The sequence below is a fragment of the Thalassovita gelatinovora genome (assembly GCF_001458355.1).
Lineage (GTDB): Bacteria > Pseudomonadota > Alphaproteobacteria > Rhodobacterales > Rhodobacteraceae > Thalassobius > Thalassobius gelatinovorus.
In genome coordinates this window covers 234,612-255,142 of record NZ_CYSA01000026.1, presented here as the reverse complement: position 1 = coordinate 255,142, position 20,531 = coordinate 234,612, and the positions used below count along the sequence as shown (strand labels likewise).

The 20,531-nt window shown below is 56.8% G+C and carries 21 protein-coding genes; 4 read left to right on the top strand and 17 right to left on the bottom strand.

What is annotated here, in order from left to right; translation table 11 throughout:
* Window positions 1-2: 2 nt before the first annotated feature.
* From TG4357_RS15135 to TG4357_RS15100, 8 genes are all read right to left on the bottom strand, one after another.
* Entirely contained in the window at window positions 3-881 is an 879-nt protein-coding gene (locus TG4357_RS15135; protein ID WP_058263740.1) for a polysaccharide deacetylase family protein, read from the bottom strand.
* A 23-nt stretch (window positions 882-904) separates the two neighbouring features.
* Window positions 905-1,972, bottom strand: coding sequence for an ABC transporter ATP-binding protein (locus tag TG4357_RS15130; protein WP_058263739.1), 1,068 nt, complete (start codon window positions 1,970-1,972; stop codon window positions 905-907).
* A 79-nt stretch (window positions 1,973-2,051) separates the two neighbouring features.
* Window positions 2,052-3,272, bottom strand: a complete 1,221-nt coding sequence (locus tag TG4357_RS15125; protein WP_058263738.1) for an ABC transporter substrate-binding protein — start codon at window positions 3,270-3,272, stop codon at window positions 2,052-2,054.
* 78 nt (window positions 3,273-3,350) lie between these two features.
* Window positions 3,351-4,103, bottom strand: a complete 753-nt coding sequence (locus tag TG4357_RS15120) for an SDR family NAD(P)-dependent oxidoreductase (RefSeq protein ID WP_058263737.1) — start codon at window positions 4,101-4,103, stop codon at window positions 3,351-3,353.
* A gap of 35 nt (window positions 4,104-4,138) precedes the next feature.
* Window positions 4,139-4,867 carry an SDR family NAD(P)-dependent oxidoreductase gene (locus TG4357_RS15115; RefSeq protein ID WP_058263736.1) on the bottom strand — a complete coding sequence of 243 codons (729 nt, stop codon included), beginning with the start codon at window positions 4,865-4,867 and terminating at the stop codon, window positions 4,139-4,141.
* Window positions 4,867-5,709, bottom strand: coding sequence for an ABC transporter permease (locus TG4357_RS15110; protein WP_058263735.1), 843 nt, complete (start codon window positions 5,707-5,709; stop codon window positions 4,867-4,869). Before TG4357_RS15110 ends, TG4357_RS15115 begins: the two co-directional genes overlap by 1 nt.
* A gap of 3 nt (window positions 5,710-5,712) precedes the next feature.
* Entirely contained in the window at window positions 5,713-6,624 is a 912-nt protein-coding gene (locus TG4357_RS15105; RefSeq protein ID WP_058263734.1) for an ABC transporter permease, read from the bottom strand.
* Window positions 6,624-7,646 carry an ABC transporter ATP-binding protein gene (locus TG4357_RS15100; protein WP_074646713.1) on the bottom strand — a complete coding sequence of 341 codons (1,023 nt, stop codon included), beginning with the start codon at window positions 7,644-7,646 and terminating at the stop codon, window positions 6,624-6,626. The genes TG4357_RS15105 and TG4357_RS15100 overlap by 1 nt, the downstream gene beginning before the upstream one ends.
* Before the next feature lie 284 nt (window positions 7,647-7,930).
* Here TG4357_RS15100 and TG4357_RS15095 point away from each other — a divergent pair, with 284 nt between their 5' ends.
* The 4 genes from TG4357_RS15095 to TG4357_RS15080 all read left to right on the top strand — a co-directional run bounded on the left by TG4357_RS15095 (window position 7,931) and on the right by TG4357_RS15080 (window position 11,670).
* Complete coding sequence (locus tag TG4357_RS15095; RefSeq protein ID WP_058263732.1) at window positions 7,931-8,935, top strand: GntR family transcriptional regulator; 1,005 nt, start codon at window positions 7,931-7,933, stop codon at window positions 8,933-8,935.
* A gap of 188 nt (window positions 8,936-9,123) precedes the next feature.
* Window positions 9,124-10,149: an AraC family transcriptional regulator gene (locus TG4357_RS15090; protein ID WP_058263731.1), complete on the top strand. Its 1,026-nt coding sequence runs from the start codon at window positions 9,124-9,126 to the stop codon at window positions 10,147-10,149.
* A 117-nt stretch (window positions 10,150-10,266) separates the two neighbouring features.
* Entirely contained in the window at window positions 10,267-10,632 is a 366-nt protein-coding gene (locus tag TG4357_RS15085) for a hypothetical protein (protein ID WP_058263730.1), read from the top strand.
* A 183-nt stretch (window positions 10,633-10,815) separates the two neighbouring features.
* Entirely contained in the window at window positions 10,816-11,670 is an 855-nt protein-coding gene (locus TG4357_RS15080) for an SDR family oxidoreductase (RefSeq protein WP_058263729.1), read from the top strand.
* Between the two features lie 97 nt (window positions 11,671-11,767).
* On the opposite strand, the gene TG4357_RS15075 is transcribed toward TG4357_RS15080, so the two are convergent.
* The 9 genes from TG4357_RS15075 to TG4357_RS15035 form a co-directional block, all read right to left on the bottom strand.
* Complete coding sequence (locus tag TG4357_RS15075; RefSeq protein ID WP_058263728.1) at window positions 11,768-12,367, bottom strand: ANTAR domain-containing response regulator; 600 nt, start codon at window positions 12,365-12,367, stop codon at window positions 11,768-11,770.
* On the bottom strand, window positions 12,360-13,520 hold the full coding sequence (locus TG4357_RS15070) for a transporter substrate-binding domain-containing protein (RefSeq protein WP_233487521.1): 1,161 nt from the start codon (window positions 13,518-13,520) through the stop codon (window positions 12,360-12,362). The genes TG4357_RS15075 and TG4357_RS15070 overlap by 8 nt, the downstream gene beginning before the upstream one ends.
* Before the next feature lie 4 nt (window positions 13,521-13,524).
* A complete protein-coding gene (locus tag TG4357_RS15065) occupies window positions 13,525-14,670 on the bottom strand; it encodes an AAA family ATPase (protein ID WP_058263727.1) in 1,146 nt (381 codons plus the stop codon).
* 67 nt (window positions 14,671-14,737) lie between these two features.
* A complete protein-coding gene (locus tag TG4357_RS15060; protein ID WP_058263726.1) occupies window positions 14,738-15,781 on the bottom strand; it encodes an aliphatic amidase in 1,044 nt (347 codons plus the stop codon).
* A 46-nt stretch (window positions 15,782-15,827) separates the two neighbouring features.
* Window positions 15,828-16,529, bottom strand: a complete 702-nt coding sequence (urtE, locus tag TG4357_RS15055) for an urea ABC transporter ATP-binding subunit UrtE (RefSeq protein ID WP_082644159.1) — start codon at window positions 16,527-16,529, stop codon at window positions 15,828-15,830.
* Window positions 16,530-16,531: 2 nt separating this feature from the next.
* Window positions 16,532-17,260, bottom strand: a complete 729-nt coding sequence (urtD, locus tag TG4357_RS15050) for an urea ABC transporter ATP-binding protein UrtD (protein WP_058263725.1) — start codon at window positions 17,258-17,260, stop codon at window positions 16,532-16,534.
* A gap of 26 nt (window positions 17,261-17,286) precedes the next feature.
* Window positions 17,287-18,369 (bottom strand): urea ABC transporter permease subunit UrtC, encoded by a 1,083-nt coding sequence (gene urtC / locus TG4357_RS15045; protein ID WP_058263724.1) that lies wholly within the window; start codon window positions 18,367-18,369, stop codon window positions 17,287-17,289.
* Between the two features lie 10 nt (window positions 18,370-18,379).
* The gene (urtB, locus tag TG4357_RS15040; RefSeq protein WP_058263723.1) at window positions 18,380-19,249 is read right to left on the bottom strand and encodes an urea ABC transporter permease subunit UrtB; all 870 of its coding nucleotides are present in this window, start codon (window positions 19,247-19,249) and stop codon (window positions 18,380-18,382) included.
* A 72-nt stretch (window positions 19,250-19,321) separates the two neighbouring features.
* Entirely contained in the window at window positions 19,322-20,506 is a 1,185-nt protein-coding gene (locus TG4357_RS15035) for a transporter substrate-binding domain-containing protein (RefSeq protein WP_058263722.1), read from the bottom strand.
* Window positions 20,507-20,531 lie beyond the last annotated feature (25 nt).

The following is a 20,531-nucleotide window of genomic DNA, read 5'->3' as shown; positions in this document are numbered from 1 at the left end:
GATCAGCCGCGCGGGAACTTCTTGTCGTAGTTGTCAGCCATTTCGTCCATGGTGACGAATTTTACGCCTTCATGCGACTTGATGTGGTTGAACAGCCGTTCAAGCATCAAAAGCACCTGCGGACGGCCCGAAACATCGGGGTGGATGGTGATCGGGAACACCGCGTAATCCATGTTTTCATAGACCCAGTCGAATTGATCCTTCCACATCTGTTCAATGTCGCGCGGATTGACGAACCCGTGCGAATTCGGAGATTTCTTGATGAACATCATCGGCGGCAGGTCATCGAGATACCAGTTGGCGGGGATTTCGATCAGATCGGTTTCTTCGCCCCGCTCGAGCGGTTTCATCCAGTCTTCGGGCTTGCCTGCATAGTCGATCTTGGTCCAAGTATCGCCGACGCGCACACGGTAGGGCGAAAAGTCGTTATGCATCAGCGAATGGTCGTACTTGATGCCCTTTTTCAGCAGCATTTCGTTGGTTACGTTGGAAAATTCCCACCACGGTGCCACATAGCCGGTCGGGCGTTTGCCAGACAGTTCGGAGATGAGACCGATGCACTTGTCGAGCACCGCTTCTTCCTGTTCCGCGGTCATCGCGATCGGGTTCTCGTGGCTGTAGCCGTGAATGCCGATTTCGTGGCCCCGCTTGGCGACCTCTTTCATCTGTTCGGGAAAGGTTTCGGCCGAATGGCCGGGAATGAACCAAGTGGTGGTGATCCCGAGCTTGTCGAACAGATCGAGAAGACGCATCGAACCGACTTCGCCCGCGAACATCCCGCGCGAAATGTCGTCCGGGCTGTCTTCGCCGCCATAAGAGCCGAGCCAGCCAGCGACAGCGTCCACATCGATACCGAAACCAACGAGAATTTCTTTAGCCATGAGAGGGTTCTCCTGTTGTATAGTTAAGCGTGAATGAGAGTTACGGAGCTTGGATCAACGCCGAGCGTGACTGGCGCACCGAAGGTAAGCGCCTGTACTTCGGGACGATCCGCACTCACTTCGACGGCGATCTCGCGATTATCGGCAAGACGCACGTTGAGATGGCCCACGGCACCGACAAGTTTACGGTCGGTGAGCGTACCGGAGAGGATGATTTCCCCATCCGTGTTCTGCGGTACGATGCGGAAGGCTTCGGCGGGAATGACGGCAAGCGTTTCGTTGCCTTGGCCAATCCCTTCGATCATACCGACCGGACTGTCGAGACGCCCGAAACCGGGCGCACCGGCCCCGGCCGATTTACCTTCGATCAACGTGTTCGACCCAATGAAATCAGCAACGAACGGGGTTTCCGGGCGGCGGTATAATTGCTGCGGCGGGGATATCTGTTCGACAACGCCGTTCGACATCACGACGACACGGTCGGACAGGCCAAGAGCTTCGGATTGCGCATGGGTCACAAAGATGAAGGTGATGCCCAGTTCGCGCTGCAACAGCTTCAATTCGTTCTGGATGATCCGGCGCAGGTTGGCATCAAGCGCCCCCAAGGGTTCGTCGAGCAGAAGGATTTCCGGTTCAACCACGAGTCCGCGTGCCAACGCGATCCGTTGGCGTTGCCCGCCCGAAAGCTTGTCTGCCTTCCGGTCGGCAACAGGATCAAGGTCAAACATATCAAGGATGCGGTCCACCTTGCGATCGCGTTCCGCTTTCGGCATACCCTTGACATCAAGCCCGAAGGCCACGTTTTCGCGCACATTCATATGTGGGAACAGGGCGTAATTCTGGAAAATCATCGAGGTCGGCCGCTTTTCCGGCGGGACCTGGGTCATGTTGTGCCCCATCATCAAGACTTCGCCATTGGTGATGTCCTCGAACCCTGCGATCATCCGCAGGGTGGTGGATTTGCCGCAGCCGGACGGACCGAGAAAGGCCACGAATTCGCCCTTCTCCACTTGCAGATCGAAATCGGAGACGGCGACAGTGCCATCTGGATAGGTTTTGCCGACGGAAATCAGCTCGAGATCATGGAGCATGGCGGGCAGCCCTCGTGTTAGATCGGTGAAAATGGAACGGGCGACGCTGGGAGGCGTACGCCGCCCGTTCACGGGGAAATTACGCGTTCAGGAATTCATCCCAACGCATGATCAGATGATCATATTCGTCCGGCCACTGGTGCCAGTACGCCACGTTGGAGGCACGTTCCTCGAGCGAACCGCCATCACGCAAGTCGCCGGGGTTGATGCCGCGTTCGGCTTCGCCTTTCCACGGCTGACCTTCGTACCAGAAGGCGTACTTGTCGGGGTCCATCACGTCTTTGATGTTCTTGGACGGCGAATAGTACCCCTGTTCTGTCACGGTGATACCCGGTTGGCCCGACAGCCAGAAATCGGCATAGGCGATAACCGCTTCGCGGTTCGGCGTACCCTTGAGCATCGACGGCCCGATCGCCCAGCCACGATAACCTTCTTTCGGCGTTGCGTATTTGGAAGGTTTGCCCTGTGCCTTCACCGCCATAACGGCAGGCTGCCATGCGTCGCAGACGACCATTTCGCCCGAAGCCATCAGGTTCACCAATTCACCGAAGTCACCCCAAAGCGCGCGGAACTGACCTTCTTTTTTCTTCGAGATCAGGAACTTGGCGGCTTCGTCGATTTCGTCCATCGTCGGGTTGCCGGGGTTCTTAGCTTCGATCAGGCCAAGCGAATTCATCGCCAGAATGGCCTGACCAATGGCGATCAGCGGATCGACATTGAGGCCCGACTTGCCTTTCCATTTAGAATCGAACAGCGCGGTCCAAGTATTGGCTTCCTCGGCCGACAGGACTTCGGGGTTATACCCGATGGAGTCATAGTTGTAGACGGCCGGCACCATGTAGAGTTCGGTTTGGGCTTCATCCGCCCAGATTTGACCGGAGATTTGTTCGCGCGGTTCCCATTTGGGATCGACCTTGGTGAAGGTGTCACGGATCGACGCCCAGTTCTGGATTGCCGAGGCCGGAATGGTTTCCACGTTGTTGGTTGCAATCAATGCCGGCAGGCGTTCGGCGATGATTTCCCAAACGTCGTAATCGGCAGACCCGGACAGGATCTTGGTCTGCGCATCCGGATAGGTCGAAGGCGTACCGGAAACGGAACCAACGCCGGACTGAGCCATGAACATTTCAAGGATACGATCCTGAACGGTGGTCGACAGGCCGGTGGTGCGCAGCGCCTGATCACCGAGATTGGCGGCATATGCCATGCGCGACCACGGATGCAGGCCAGCTCCAACGGCAGCAGCCCCTGCGGCGGCACCGTATTTCAGAAAGGATCGGCGGTTTGATTTCAAAGTCATGATATCTTTCCCTATTGATGACGTGTTGACAGTGATCGAAGAGTTCGGGGCGTTCGTCGCCCCTTGTGATTGGCGACCTCAGTAGCGGCCGGGGGTCAGACCCCCATCCACCGTCACAACCTGCCCGGTGAGGTAGGAAGCGTCGGAGGATGCAAGAAACTTGATGACATTGGCGATTTCCCCGGGTTCGCCGAGACGGCGCATCGGGATATAGGGGGACGCGATATCGGCCGCGTCCGGCCCCAGGCTGTGACCCGGGTTTAACAATTGCGCGGTGCGGATATAGCCGGGTGCGACGCCGTTCACGCGGATGCCTTTGTCGGCATATTCGACCGCCAGACCCCGCACCAGCCCGACAACGCCGGATTTCGCCGTCGAGTAATGCACATGTTCGTCCCAGCCATAGGCAGTGCCCATGATTGACGACAGGCAGATGATCGACGCGCCTTGCTTCATCGCGGGCAGTGCCGGGCGGATAACGCGCAGCATCCCGTACAGGTCCACGTCGATTGTCTGGTGCCATTTTTCATCGGTCATTTCTGCCATCGGGACACGCAGCGCGATCCCCGCATTGGCGACGATGACGTCGATGCCGCCGAAGCGGTCATTCAGATCGGCAACCAAAGCATCTGCGGCTTCGGTCGAACGCACATCAAGCGCATGAAATTCGGCGCTGCCACCGGCGGCTTCAATTTCGGCGACAACGGCCTGGCCCTTGTCTTCAAGAACATCGGTCACGATCACATGATCGCCGTTTGCGGCGAAGCAAAGCGCGGCTGCGCGACCGATTCCGATGGCTGCGCCGGTGATGAGAACAGTTCGTTTGTCCATTTGATGCGGTTCCGTTTCTGAAAGGAATTGAGGGGTCACAGCATGACATCGCCGGAATTCGGCCCAAGCGTCTGACCGACAAAAAGAGCGGCGTCGGAAGAACACAGGAACGAAACCGTACCGGCCACTTCTGCGGGGCTGCCAAATCGACCGAGCGGAAGTTCAGCGCGCTTGGCCGATTTCCAGTCTTCCGACAGGGCCTCGACCAGCGGCGTGTTGATCGGACCTGGTGCGACGGCGTTGACGCGTACACCCTTGTCCGACACTTCGCGCGCCAGCGCTTTCGTCATCCCGATGATTGCGGCCTTGGCACCGGAATAGTGGACAAGTTCCACCCCCCCGACCTGACCCAGTTGAGAGGCGACGTTGACGATGTAGCCTTCGCCTTTTTCCAGCATGGCAGGCAGGGTGGCGCGGGTGCAGATATAGTTGCCCCGCACATGCACCGCGAACATCCGGTCGAATTGGTCCGGGCTAATATCCACGAACGGGGCCTGATGCCCGAACCCCGCATTGTTGACGAGGATTTCGGGGGCACCGAAATCTTCCAGGATCGTTTCGATCATGGCGTTCACGGCGGCTTCGTCGCTGACATCGGCGGCATAGGCGCCGGCGGTTCCGCCCGCTGCGGCGATTCTGGCGACGGTGGTCTTGGCTGCCTCAATGGAGAGGTCGTTGACGGCGACCGTGTGGCCATCTGCAGCCAGACGGTCGGCGATGGCGGCTCCGATGCCGGAACCCGCGCCGGTGACGAGAGCGATCATCAGTTTTCCTCCTGGCCTTTGAAGCGGGACGCCTTGGCGGTGAAACGCTTCATCAGCAGGCCGTAGATGACCAGAAGCGTGAAGCTGAAGAGGGTTGTGAGCACACCGAAGGCGAAAATGTTGGGATAAATTTCGACCGAGAACGTGCCGTAGATCGCCAACGGCAGCGTGAGTTGCGACCCGATGGTGAACAGCGTGCGCGAGAATTCGTCATAGCTGAGCGTGAAGGAAAACAGCATGGCCGAAAGCACCCCCGGGAAGATGATCGGGAAGGTCACGCGGCGGAACGTCTGCGCCGGGCTGACGCCAAGCGACAGCGAGGCTTCTTCGACCGACCGGTCGAACCGGTTGAAAATGGCAAGCATCACAAGAAAGGCGAAGGGATAGGTATAGACAACGTGCAGCACGAAGGATGTGCCCCACCAAACGCGACCGATACCAAGGGTATTGGACAACAGCGCCATCCCCAGACCGACCAGAACACCGGGCACCATCATGCCGAGGATGATCAGATAGAAGGCGGGACCGGAGCCTTTGAACTTGGTGCGGAAGGCTTCCGCGCTCATCACCCCGAGGATCGTGGAAACCACCGTGGTCATGAAAGCCAGCACGATCGAGCGCACCAGACTATCCCCGACCGGAAGTTGCGAAACGCGGGATGTTTCGGTCAATCCCAGAAGGTGCTGATACCAGTAGACCGACCAGTCGCGGATCGGGAATTGCGGCCCACCTTCCGAACTTTGGAAAGACAGGATCGCAAGCACGATCATCGGTCCGTAGAGAAACAACAGGAAGGCTGCGGTGTAGATGGCGAGGGTCGGGCGCAGAATACGGGATTCCATGGCTCACATTTCCTTTCGCAGGTCGACGATACGCAGGGCGAGCGCAATGACGGCGGTGATGATGATGGTGAGCACCACACCGGCGACAGCGGCGAAGGCCCATTTCAGAGACCCGACCTGACTGACGATGATATTGCCCAGAAGGTTGACCTTGCGGCCCGACAGCGACGCGGCGGTCGCCAATTCGCCCAGAACCATGACGGAAACGAAGATCGACCCGACCATAACGCCCGGAAGCGACAGCGGCAGGATGATGCGGCGGAAAATCGTGCCGAAAGACGCCCCAAGATCGCGCGCGGCTTCGATCACGGAGGGATCGATCCGCCCCAGCATAAAGGTGATCGGTCCGACCATGAAGACACAGTAGATCTGGGTCATCCCGACGAGGACGGAAAATTCGGAAAACAGAAGAAAGGTCAGCGGTTCCGATATGATCCCGAGCTTCATCAGGATCACATTGATCGCCCCTTCGGTGCCAAGCATCGGACGCCATGCAATCACGCGGATCAGGAACGACGTCCAGAACGGGATCACACAGGCAACCAGCAAAGCGGTCTGAAGCGTTTTATTGCGGACGAACAGCCCGATGAACAACGCGACAGGGTAGCCGACAACCACGGTTGCGGCCAGCACGATCGCCCAGACCCGAAGCGTGGTACCGATCGCGGAAAGATAGGTCGAGGAGCTTAGGAAGCGTTCCCAGCTTGCCGTGGTGAGCGTTGATTCCACGGCAAAGGTGGTCTGGGTCCAGAAGGACACGTAGATAACCATGCACATCGGCAGAACCATGAAAAGGGACATCCACAGAAGACCGGGCGTCAAAAGGGTGATGGCGCGGCGGCGATCCTTTTTTTCGCGCAATTCTGCGGGCGAATGGGTGGATTGGGTCGGGGTGTCCGTCGACAGGGCGGTCATCAGGCGGCTCCGTGGAACTGACGCGCGGCATCCGGCGCGAAGTGAAGATCATAGCTTTGGCCTTCGACCATGTCGGGAAGGCGCGGCTGGCTCAGGTGATCGATGACTTGCAAAAGCGTGCCGTCATCGGCGCGGAAAAACGACAGCGCGGTCGGACCGTTGAATTCTCCGGTGAGGTATTTCGCCGACAGCCAAGGATGCCCATCCGGGGCTTTGCCCTTGGGACTGACATCGATCTGGTCGAAGCGGACGGCGATCGTCCCCTGCCCCATCGCGGCACCACAAAGTCCCGCTTCGAAAATGTTCCACGCGTTGAGATGGCGCGCAGCGTCGACGTTGCTGGGGCTTGAAAACAATGTGTCGGGCGCATCCGACTGGACAATCTTCCCGCCCGACAGCACGGCCACTTTATCCCCCATGGTAAGCGCTTCGGTTTCGGAACCGGTCACGTGCAGGAAGCTGACCTTGAGCCGTTCGCGGATGGCCTTCAATTCGTCGCACATCCGGGCGCGAAGGTTCGCATCAAGCGCGCCGAGCGGTTCGTCGAGCAAAATAACGCGCGGCTCACAGATCATCGTGCGGGCAAGCGCGACACGCTGGCGCTGACCACCGGAAATCGCACTGATTGCGCGATGCCCGAAGCCCGAAAGCCCAACCAACGCAAGCGACTCTTCGGTCCGTTCCGTGATTTCTTTTTCGTTGGTGACAGGTGCAATCGCGCGGTGCCGCAGGCCATAGGCCACGTTCTGAGCAACCGTCAGATGCGGAAACAGCGCGAAATTCTGAAACACGAAACCAATATCGCGCAGATGCGGCGGTTGACCGTCAATGCGTTCGCCATGGATTGAAATTTCACCCTGATCCGGTTCTTCGAAGCCTGCAATCAGACGCAATAGCGTCGTCTTGCCTGAACCAGAGGCCCCAAGAAGGGACATGTAGGTATTTTCCGGAACCACGAAATCCAGCCCGTCCAGAGCAGTGGTTTCGCCATATCTTCGGCTTACTCGGCTTAGCGTCAGCACTGGTTGCCCCCTGTTAATCGATTTTCTCATACAAACATCGATTCTCTGTTGGACGCAAAAGAAAAATGATTTTTGCATCAAAAAAACCGATTTAAGAAAGAGGGGGAATGCCGAGACGAACCATATCTGCCCAATTTATGCGTATATTGACTATTTTTTGCTCATTTTTTGCGCGAAAAAGAACTTCGCCGCAGGGACAAACGATTTTTGAACGCAAACAAAAAATGTTTCCAACGGACCGGCCACCGTCCTATGCTCTGGAAAAGTATTGAGGCGAGACTCGGATGATTTATCCCATAGCTCACGGGCGCGACGCAGAAGATCAGGACAAACGTGCGCCACTTTTTGAAGTGGCGGCTGACCTGCTGCGGCACAATATTGCGCTTGGAAAACTTCAGCCGGGACTTGTTTTACAGGAAAGTGCGCTGTCTGAACGCATGAACATGTCCCGAGCGACGGTCAAACGGGCGCTGGAAATGATCGAGGCCGAAGGCCACATTTGCCGGTTTTCGGGGCGTGGGTTTCTTGTCGCCGGGAACGGCAGTACTCCGAAGCGCGAAGACCTGCGTCAGATCGAATTGGACCTGACGGGGCTTGACGAAAGTGTGGGCAAGCCCAATTGGCTGCGGATTTACGATGACGTTGCATATCATGTCACCCGTTGTCCGGTCTTTGGTCGGTACCGCATCATCGAAGTGTTGATGGCCGATGAATACAGCGTTTCGCGCACGATCATCCGCGACGTTCTGGGCCGCCTGCAAGAACGCGGCCTGATTCAGAAAAGTCGGACATCGCGCTGGGTGGTGGAACCGCTGACTTCGCAGAAGATCAAAGACAAATACGAACTGCGGTCGATCCTCGAAGTGGCGGCGCTTCGGTCTGCGAAACTTCCCGTTCAGGATCTGCGTCAGCTTGCCGACGAAATCAAAGCGCAGTCCGCCAATTTGGTACTGACCCCGACACAATGGTTTTCGCTGGAGCAACGGTTTTTCGAAATGGTGATCCTCACCACCCCGAATGAAGACCTTGCGAATTACGCCTCCAGCAACCGGCTGGCGCTGGAAGCCTGCCAATCGGCCCTGTTTTCGCTTGGGCTGCCGCCAGACACGCAATCCATTCTTGAACTTGGTCAGGTGATCGAACTTTCCCTGTCCGGATCGATCAGCGCAGCGGCAAGCATGTTGTCTATGCATCTGGAAAAGGCGCGCGATCGCACCATTGCGCAACTTAAAATCACCGCGATCATCGACCCGCCAGAAGATTTTCCATCCTATCTTCAATTCGTTTGAAGGAATGCCCACGTGACGATCTGCGCCTAATCGGGCGGGTGTTCGGACCCCATTGGCAGCCTTTTGAAAAATGATGCCGTATTTTGGAATACCGGAACCACTTTAGTGCTTTAGCGGCAAATTTAGGGTTCTCGATCCAAGTCGTCCTGTTTTAGAGTTGGTTAAAATTGGCCTCTCGATGGAAGATCATGACGTCACCGACCATGGCCGCCGGATTTGCGGCGGCGTTTCTAGACTATGCAGTAGAAAAAGGGGCGGATCGTGCCGCCCTTTTATGTGCATCGACCTTGTCGGAGGACGTTCTGAAGGATCAAGACACCCGCATTCCGGTGTCAGCCTATCAAACCCTGATCGGGTCCGCGATACAGGCCACGGGCGACACCGCGCTTTTGCTGCGCCACACCTTCGAGTCGAAGCTGGAAACGATTTCGGTGGTGGGCCAGATCGTACACCGCTCTGCGTCTCTCGGGCATTCGATCGATCAACTCAACCGGTATCTGCGGCTGATGGCCGAGGTGGATAGCCTTGAAGGACGCGACAGGTTCGAATTGCTCGACAGTGGTGGACAGGTTTGGATCGTGGACCATATGCCCGTGGCGAATTCCGAATATATCGGAATGGAAGCCTCCTTTGCGCGGTTCATCAGCGAATTCCGGCACGCCTTCCCGTCGCATCCCTTTGCGCTTGAGATGGAGGTGAGCTTTTCACCGCCGCCCCATGTGGACGTCTACCCCGACCTGTTTCGGATTCCGGTGCGTTTCAACACGTCGCGCAATGCCTTGCGGATTGAGCGCGCCTGGATCGAAGCGCAGTCCGAATTCGAACCCGGCAATCGGTATGCCTTCGGGATTTTCACCCGCCATGCCGATGACCTGCTGACAGAAATCAGCCGCTCCGAAACGATCCGGGCGAAAGTCGAGGGGCGGATCCTGCCTGATCTTCACGAAGGGTCGCTGTCGATGGACAATGTGGCCCGCGATCTGGGTATGAGTCGGCAAACGCTTTATCGCAGACTGAAGGACGAAGCCGTGACCTTCGCCGAGGTGCATGACGGGTTGCGCCACCGGATGGCGCTGGACTACCTCACCACCCGAAAAGTTTCAGTGAGCGAAACCGCATATCTATTGGGATTTTCCGAAGCGTCGTCCTTTGTGCGGGCGTTCCGGCGCTGGACCGGGAAAAGCCCGACCGCCTATCGGGATGATCAAGCCTGATCACCCATGACCCGTCTTTGGTACGAAGTGTCAAACCTATGAAACCTGCGGTCATGCAATTGCGATGACCAAAGCCATAAGTCCTCGTCAACAAAGAATGTAAAAGAGGACATCAAAATGAACACGCAAATCTTTGGGCTGTTGACCGTAACCGGGCTGCTTGCCGCATGTGCCGACAGCGGCGCCAATTACACACCGATCCTGGATGGAACCCCGACGGTGGCTTTCCAGAACGATCTGGGGGACTGTCAGACGCTGGCGCACAACCAGCGCCAATTTGACATGGAAACGATAGCCGCGGCGGTTCTCGGTGCTGGCGTCGGTGCGGTGCTGGGCGAAATCGACAGCGATGGCGATGCCTTGGGTGGGGCTTTCGCCGGTGCGGTCGCTGGCGGCGCAGCCAGCGCCGTCGACGTGAACGAACGGCGCGAAGCCATCGTCATTCAATGTTTGCGTGGCCGCGGCCACCGCGTGGTCGGCTGATGGCCGCCCAGAAAGGAAATTGCGACATGTATATTATCCTCAAACAGCGTCGGCATCGGTTCGACGCGCTCTATGCCCTGCTGACCGGCCAAATGTGCCAGCCATCCAGCCGCGAAACACGGGGGAAAACCACCTGAGCGGTGGTTTTGTGACCAAGCGCACGAGAAATCGAAAGGACAGTTTATGAGAACCGTTTTTATCGCCGGTGCAACCGGATATCTTGGCCGATACCTATGTGCGGAATTCGGGCGGCGGGGGTGGTATGTCACCGCTCTGGTCCGCAATGCGAAACATGCGCATGATCTTGAGGCCGACACTCTTATCGAAGCGGAAGCCACCCGGCCCGATACCCTTGTCGGGATCATGGACGGGGCCGATCTGGTTGTTTCGGCTTTGGGGATCACCCGGCAAACCGATGGTTTGGGATATCAGGATGTCGATTACCAAGCCAACCTGAACCTGCTGCACGAAGCCGAAAGGGCCGGTGTTGCGCGCTTTGCCTATATCCATGTCCTGAATGCCCACCGGATGTCCCATGTCCCGTTGGTGGCGGTGAAAGCGGCGTTCGTGTGCGCCTTGCAGAAGGCCGATATCGCTTCGACCGTGATCGCCCCGTCGGGATATTTTTCGGACATGGGCGATTTTCTGGCGATGGCGCGGTCCGGTCGGGTCTGGCTGTTCGGGTCGGGGACACAGCGGATCAATCCGATCCACGGGGCCGATCTGGCCGCCGCCACGGCGGATGCCATCGCCGAGGGCCGGGATTGGTTGGATGTCGGCGGACCAGACACATTCTGCCAGTCCGAGCTTGCACTTGCCGCCTTCGATGCCGTGGGAAAACCGGCAAAGATTACCCGGCTTCCCGATTGGCTGCGCCGTACCGCGCTGGTGCTGCTGCCGAAGCTGACGCCGCGTCGAATTCATGGGCCTGCGCAGTTTTTCCTGACGGCGCTAGGGATGGATATGGTCGGTGAATCGCATGGCACCCGGCGTCTTGAAAACCATTTCGCGGCACTTGCAAAGCAGGCACAGACCTGACCGGGCCACCCGAAGCGGCATTTTGATGCCTTGGTACGCTTCCTGAGAATGCGAGCGGTTGCCTGCGCGCCCGATTGCCAGGCCGCAAGACCGAAGCCTAGGTATCGCCCATTTTGCTTAGAATGCTTTCGGCATTGATGATCGACTGGGCGATTTCTGTGGTTGTCGTTCTTTTGGTCATCGCCTGTTTTCGGATCAAGTCGTAGGCGTCACGTTCGGTAATGCCACGATGCCGCATCAGGATGAATTTCGCGTCGTTCACCTTTTGCACATTGTCGAGCTTATCGCGTACTTTCTTGAGTTCTTTTTTGAACGAAAGTTGTTCTTGATGGTAACGGCGGGCCATCAGCATGCTGCTGAGCACCCCCGCAGCGCGAACCGGTTTGGTAAGCACCGCGTGGGCACCGATTTCGAAAATGACGTCCAGAACAGACGGGTTTTCATAGCCAATGATCGCGATGATCGTCGGAGATTTTCCGCTGCTGTTGATGAAGGAGGTCAACCGTTGCACATTTTGGTCTGTGACATCCACGAAAACCAGATCGAATTTTTCAGGCAAGGTTTTGGGTAACGGCCACATGTGGTCGAAATTGCAGCCGATCCGGTTCACTTGTTGCAACAGTTCGTCAGCGCTTCTGTCGCGCTGATGGACTACCAACGCGTGGAGGTCTCGAAGATCCTGAATCGGATCACTCATTCTTTCGCCCACCCCCCGCGACTCTCAGTGTGCGGAAGCTCCAATCGTGAATGGTGGGGAAGACCAGATAGGGATCGGGCTTGATGGCGCGTCGTACCTTGGCCTGAATAACGAATTCGCCCGCATCGTTCACCTTGGCGATGCAAGACCGAAGATAAGTGTGGTTATTGTCCGGGTCGATCTTGATCTGCCCTTGCGGCGCTTCGAAACTGGCCCCCAGCAAGACTTCGCGCAAACTTTCGGTATCAATCTCTCCGGTTTCTTCAAGTGCAGCGGCAAACATGTGAACCTGACTGTAAGCAGCTTCGCACCCGCTGGTCACATCAACGGTCGAGCCAAACTTTTTTTCGTATGCCTTCAGAAAGCTACGATTCGCGGGCGAACTGATCGACCGGAAATAGGGCGCGGCGGTAATGTTGCTTGCTGAAGCTTCGCACCCGATGGCGTCTATCTCCCCTTCATTCATCGTAAGGCTGGCGATCGGACATTTCCGGCTGTCGCCCCCTGCCGCATGATATGACTTATAAAACTCGATACACCCCTGTCCGACAACCGTCGAAAAGATCACGTCCGGTTTTTTATCCATGATGTCATCGATCACGCCCGAAAAATCCGCTTGCTTGGCTGCAAGATCGAAATAGACCTCGCCCAGCACTTCACCCCCTCCTTGGCGCAGCACGTTGCGCATCACGCGGTTGGATTCTCTGGGATAAATGTAGTCAGAACCAACGAAGTAGAACCGGTTTCCATAGGCATTCATTAGATAGTTTGCCAGCGGCACACTGTTTTGGTTCGGGCAGGCACCGCCGTAAATGACATTCGGCGAATATTCGAAACCTTCATAAAGGGTCGGATAAAAGAACAAGGCGTTGCGGCGTTCAACCACCGGAAGAACCTCTTTGCGGGACGAAGACATGTAGCACCCGAAAATCACGCCGATCTTGTCTTCGACGATCATTCTTTCCGCAAGTTCACCGTATTTGCGCGTTACCGATGCCGGATCGTAATGCACCGGTTCGATCGGAAGACCGCGTACGCCGCCTTTTGCGTTGATCTGGTCAATGGCCAGCAGCGCCCCGTTCAACTGTGATCGTTCGATGATCGACGTCACCCCGGTTTCCGAGAAAAGCAGGCCGATTTTCCAACTCGTCAACGATTTATTCCTTTTCCGACATCTGCTGAAATGAAACGGCATCATTCCGGTATTGGGCGAAGAGTTTCACAATTTCATTTCCTTCTGGAGGGGCAAAGTCACCCTGATCGCCCAAAAGGTAGCCGGCGAGAGGAAACTCGAGATAGCGTCGCATTGATCGGCGCAACCCACGCGCCCCGAACCGTTTATCATACCCTTTCAACGCGATGAAGTCCCTGACCTCTGAAGATATATCAAGCCAGAGACCATGTTTTTTCAACCGCCGGTTCAGCCGTTGCAGTTCCACATCGACGAGATCGGGCATCTTGCTGCTGTCGATCCAGTTGAAAGTATCGATGTGATCAATCCGATTGACCAGTTCCGGCGGAAACCGTTCGAGCAGCGCGCTCATGACGATATCGTGGGCGCGTTCGCTTCGTTTTTTCCGCCCTTGTGACATCTGGGACAACAGCGCCCGAAATCCCGTGGCCTTTTCGTCCAGCATCATCAGGTCGCGGGCGCCAAGATTGGACGACATGAAAATCAGGCTATTCCTGAATGAATAGGTGCGTTCCCCCGAAGCGACGGTGAGCAACCCGTTGTCGAACACGTTCATAAGCGCAAGGACCACTTCGTTACTGGCCTTTTCCAACTCATCGAAAAGCACCAGACCCGGAAGGTTTCGCGTCCCCTCGATCTTTTCCTGATCCAGGATGGTGGTGCCTTCCTTGGACCCGACATAGCCCGGCGGCGCGCCGGTGATGGCGGCGGCGTAATGTTCTTGTGACAGCGTGTTCATGTCGACCCGGCAAAATGCATCCGCATCGCCATACATGGCCCGCGCGATCGTGCGGACAGTTTCCGTCTTGCCGACACCGGTCGGCCCGCAGAACAGCACCGACGCAAGCGGTTTGCGCGGGTCGCCGATATCGACCCGGACAACCTTGAGAATTTCCAGCACCTGTTCGATCGCCTCATCCTGCCCGATGATGGAGGTGCGCAATTCATCTTCTATTCTTTGAAGGTCGAAGGAAAAGCGCGAAGCGAGCGCCGGGACGGGGCTGGACCGGTCGCCAATCGGCGCCGTGGTCCCTGAATTTTCATCTGAAAGTGCGGCGGCAAGCTTGTCCTGACGCTGTCTGTCATTCATCTGATCCGTCAAGAAAGGCATATGAACTCCTGGAATGTATAGTCGACCGGGGCGGTCGCGCGTGACCACCCCGGTTCAGTGCATCAGATCAATCGGCTTCTTTTTCTTTGGCACCGGTTGGAAGGTTCCCGACCGGACAACTCGCGACGCCGACGGTCGTGCGGGTGAATGATTCCACCTGATCGCGGGTCTTTTCGGCATCGTTGACCCAGTTGCGATAGAATTCGAACGGGCATTCCGCCACGCCCTTGTCGCCATCGCCAGAAGCATGGATGCCCGTGTACCCACGGTGCAGCAGCTTGAAGAGGTGGTTCTGTGATTGGTCGTTTGCACGTGCATCGCGGATTTCAGGGATCGAAAGCTGGGCATACTGAATACCCATTTCTTCTTCACCGCATTCGCCCAGCGTGCGCCCATCAAACCCGATGATCGCAGAATGGCCAAAATAGCTGTAAACACCGTCGAACCCGGCCGCGTTGGCGACTGCAACATAGGTGTTGTTTGCCCAAGCCATCGCCTTGGCCATGAGAACCTGCTGTTCCTTGGCGGGATACATGTAACCCTGGCACCGCACGATGAGTTCTGCGCCCTTCATCGCACAGTCGCGCCAGATTTCGGGATAGTTGCCATCATCGCAGATAATCAGGCTGACCTTGAGCCCCTTGGGCCCTTCGACGACATAGGTTTGGTCGCCGGGATACCAGCCTTCGATCGGGTTCCAAGGCAGGATCTTGCGATACCTCTGAACGATTTCACCCTTGTTGTTCATGAGGATAAGGCTGTTGTACGGGGTTTTCTTCGGGTGATCTTCGTGGCGTTCACCGGTGAGGGAAAACACCCCCCAAGTGTTTGCCTTGCGGCATGCCCGCGCGAAGACTTCGGTTTCGTCGCCCGGAATATTCGCGGCCGTTTCCATCATTTCGTCGGGATCGTACATGATCCCCTGCGTGCTGTATTCCGGGAAGACAACCAGATCCATACCCGGAAGCCCCTGCTTCATGCCGATGATCATATCCGCGATCTTTTCGGCGTTTTCCATGACTTCGGCCTTGGTATGCAACCGGGGCATCTTGTAGTTTACGACCGCAACGCCAACCGTGCTGTCGCTGCTTGAAATATCGCCATGTCTCATGTCTTTTCCTTTCCCATTGGGTTGATTGTTGAAGTGTTCGTATCGGTCAGAAGGTCAGATGTTTGTCGACGAGATCATCAGTCAGTTCGTCCGATTTTCCGGCTAGAACGACCCGCCCCTTGTCGAGCAAGAGGAAACGGTCCGACGCCGATCTTGCGAACGGCACGTTTTGTTCGACCAGAATAATGCCCAGCCCGCGTTCCCGATTGAGCCAGACAATCGCATCCTCGATCTGCTTCACGATATTTGGCTGGATGCCTTCTGTCGGTTCATCGAGGATGAGAATCTTGGGGTCCATCGCAAGCGCGCGTGCAATGGCCAATTGTTGTTGCTGACCGCCGGACAAATCGCCACCGCGGCGGGAAATGAATTCCTTCAGGATCGGAAACATTTCAAACAGGTAGTCGGGGATGTCCCGCTTGCCGTCGGGCCGCGCGAATGTGCCCATCAAGATGTTTTCACGCACGGTGAATTGAGGAATGATTTCGCGTCCCTGCGGGATATACCCGATCCCCAGCCGCGAACGCTGCGGCGTCGTAAGGCCCAGGATTTCCCGGTCGCCGAAGGCAAGACCGCCTTCGCACCGGTCCGTCAAACCCATGATCGATTTCAAAAGCGTCGTCTTGCCAACGCCATTGCGTCCCATAACGGCAAGAAATTCGCCCTTGTTGAGATCGAATGACACACCCTGAAGGACTGGGCTTTTGCCGTAATAGGAATACAGCTCTCTTGCTTTCATGGTTTCCATGTTCAATGCCCCAAATACGCTGTCTTCACATCTTCATTGGCCTCGATTTCTTCGATCGAGCCTTCAGCCAGCATCGCCCCACGGTTCATCACGATGATCCGGTCGGCCACTGTTCGGACAAAGGACATGTCGTGTTCGACGACGATCAGCGTGTGGTTATTGCTGAGAGATCGAAAAATTTCGGCGGTGCGTTCCGTTTCCTGGATCGTCATGCCCGCCGTTGGCTCATCCATCAGGATCAGCTTGCTGTCCTGGGCGATCAGCATGGCGATCTCGAGCCACTGCGTTTCGCCGTGGGACAGGTTTCCGGCCAATTCGTTCCGTTTTGCGCCGAGTTGAATCCGGTCCAGAATTCCCGCTGTTTCGCGGGCATCTGATAGGGCAAACCGGCTAAGCGCGCTCCACATGCCGGGTCGTCTGGACCGGGCGACAGACAGGTTTTCATCAACCGTCAGATTCTTGTAAACCGAGGGCACCTGAAACTTGCGGCCAATACCCAGTCGGGCCCGGCGAAATTCAAGCATCTGAGAAATTTCGACACCATTCAATTGAATGGACCCGCCGGTTGGGTGTGTCTTTCCACAAATCAGGTCCAGCGTCGTCGACTTCCCCGCGCCATTTGGGCCAAGCAAGCAGAGAATTTCACCTTCTTTTACCGAGAAACTGAGCCCGTCCACAGCACGAAGACCGCCGAATTCCACTTGCAGATCGGTAACTTGCAGTTGTTCCATGATGTCTGTTCCTGCCGTGTCCGAAGTTAAAGGTTTGGAAGGGTTTCGCCGTCGCGCTGATCTTGCGACCGACCCGGCCCGCGGAGTTTCTGAACCCCATCAGAGAGCAAGCCGTAAATGCCACGCGGCATGAACATGACCACCAGCACGAAGATCACACCCAGTATCAGGTGCCACCCTTCGACGAAGACATCGGAAAGACGCCCTTCAAGCATATTGACCACGATGGCACCGAATGCCGCGGCAATAACGGATTCGCGCCCGCCGACAGCGCACCAGATCACGATTGCAAGACTGAAGGACACGCCCATATAGGTCGGTGATGCGAATTCCAGCACCATCGTGTAGAGCATTCCAGCCCACCCCGCCAACGCCGCGGAAATGCAGAATATCAGCGTTTGATAGCTGGCGACGTTATAGCCAAAGAACCGGGCCCGATCGGCATCTTCGCGAATGGCCCGCAGGATAAGTCCGAATTTGCAGTGCGTCAGGTACACCCCGATCGCCATCGCCACGACAAGGCACCCGGCAACGAGATAGTAAAAGCCCATACTGTAGGTATCGACCGACCACCCGAACAAGGACATCTGGGCAAGCCCGGTCAGCCCGTTCTGCCCCCCGGTAAGCCCCTGTTGGTTGATGAAAAGAAGCTGGAAAGCGACCAGAAACGCAAGCGTGATGATGGCAACAAAGACCCCGGCGACGCGTGCGCGGAACATGAAGATCGCGATCAGGCCACCGATGAACGCGGGCACCAACAAACCGGCCAGCAATGTGAAAGCCAGAGATTCGAACGGAACCCACATCCAGGGAAGTGTTTCGACATTGTTCCATCCCATGAAATCGGGCAGTCCGTCGCTGGCGCGCAATTTGAGATGCATCGCCATCGCATAAGACCCCATGCCGAACGTCGCGGCCTGGCCAAGATTAAGAAGCCCGGCAGTGCCCCAAGAGAGGGCCAATGCCATGGACACGATCGCCAGCGCGAGATACCGCGCGAAGGTGTTGAGTTCGAAACCGTCATAATTCATGACGGCCGGGACCCCGAAGGCAACCACGAGCGCAAAAATCACCAGAGCCACGAGGTCGTATTGGAATTTAGATAGCATACCTGTTTCCTTAGCGACGTGTTTCGGTCGGGAAGAGCCCGCGAGGGCGGAACCGGATCAGAAGAATGATGCCCGCCAGAACTGCGATGCGGCCAAGCGTGTCATTGATCACGATGGAAAAGATCGCCGTCGCCTCGCCAATTAGAACAGAGGCCGCAGCAGAGCCGATCAGGCTGCCAAGACCGCCGACGATCACGACCAGAAAGGCATCGACGACAAGGCCGGTTCCCATGGTGGGAATGGTGCTGAACAGCGGCGTGATAAGCGCCCCGGCAATGCCAGCAAGGCCCGCACCATAAGCGAAGGTGATCGAATAGATGCGCTTTGCCTCGATCCCGTAGCATTCGGAAATACCCCGGTTCTGGATTACCGCCCGAAGCTTCATCCCGAACTCTGTACGCGTCATCAGCATCCAGGTCGCCGCAAGGACCGCTATCGAGAAAACGATCACGAACAACCTGTAATTCGACATGATAAGAGGACCAATTTCTGTATTGCCGGTCAGGATGTCCGGGCCTTTCACGAAACGCGATTCAGCCCCCACACCAAGACGCACGGTCTGTTGCAGGATGATCCCGATGCCCCATGTCGCCAAGATGGTGTCGAGTGGCCGGTGATAGAGGTTCTGAACGACAACCTTTTCAACGATCCATCCCACGACGGCCACGGAAATGAACACGAAGGGCAACGCCAGCAAGATGCCGATCCCGACATAGGTCTGCAATGCCCAGGCGGCATAGGCGCCGAGCATCACGAATTCGCCATGCGCCAGATTGATAACACCCATCGCGCCATAGATGATCGCCAATCCGAGCGCGATCATGAGCAGGATCGAAGCCATGCTCAGGCCGGCGAAAAGTTGGTTTGCAATCACGTCCATAGGAACGCCTTTCCCGTTGGTCCGACTCGTATTTCAGAGTCGGACGCTATTTTTCTTGGTTGAAGGGTTGGTTCAGGCCTTGACCAGCCCTTGGCCGGTGCAGGTTTGGCCTTCGTAAGCCGCGTACGGCTTTGGCGCGATCCGTTCCTTAGATTCGACAAGAACCTCGGCCTGACCATTGGCCTGCCACTGGCCAATTTTCGGCCAAAGATGCGTGTGCAGATTTTCATCGACCAGGATTTCGCCCTGCGGAGCGTTGAGCCTCAGGCCAACCGCCGCGTCACGAATGGTTTCCGGCGTGATGTTCGCAGGATCGAGTTTCTCAAGCGCTGCCTTGAACTGGTAGACTTGGAAATAGGCGGCTTCGCTTACGAAATGGGTCACCTGATCGCCGCCATAGCGCGACTTGTAGGCTTCGACGAACTTTTCGTTTTCCGGGGTGGCGTGGCCCATGAAATACGGTGCCGACGAAAAATGGCCGGCCGCGGCTTCGCCGCCGATCGCTTTGACCTCGACCTCGGAGCGGGTCAGGCTGACCACCGGCATTTTCGACGGGTCCAGTTCAGCAGCGTGATATTGGCGGGCGAAAGCCACGTCGGAATCGCCGACGACGGTGGCGAAAATGACGTCCGGCTTTTCGGCCCGGATCCGGTTGATGACGGAACTGAAATCCGAATGGCCAAGCGGCACATATTCTTCGTTCACGACTTCGCCGCCGTATTGTTCAAGCAGTGTCTTGCAGTAGTTGTTTTCTTCTTTGGGATAGACGTAGTTGTTGCCGATCATGTAGAAGCGCGGACCGAAATTTTCGATCGCCCAAGGGATCAGATCGTCCTGCTGCTGGTTGGGAACGGCACCGCCATACATGACGTTGCGCGAACATTCGCGACCTTCATAGAGCGTCGGATACCAATAGAGGTTCTTGCGCTGTTCGGTGACCGGAAGGACGGCTTGTCGGCTGGCCGAGGTGTACGATCCAAAGACGCTGACGCATTTATCACGGATCATGAGACGCCGCGCGCGGTCGGCATAGGTTGCCGGATCAGAAGCGGGATCTTCGATGATCGGCCTCAGTTGACGGCCATGAACGCCGCCCGCAGCATTGATTTCTTCAATCGCCATAAGCGCGGCATCGTGCAACGTGCTTTCCACAACGGCCACCGCACCGGTCAGCGAAAACAGCAGGCCGACGGGAATGTCATTGCCTTGTGCAAAGGCCCGACTGGCCGAGGATAGCAATGCCGGTGTCGACAACATACCAGTTGTCCCGACAGCTCCGAGG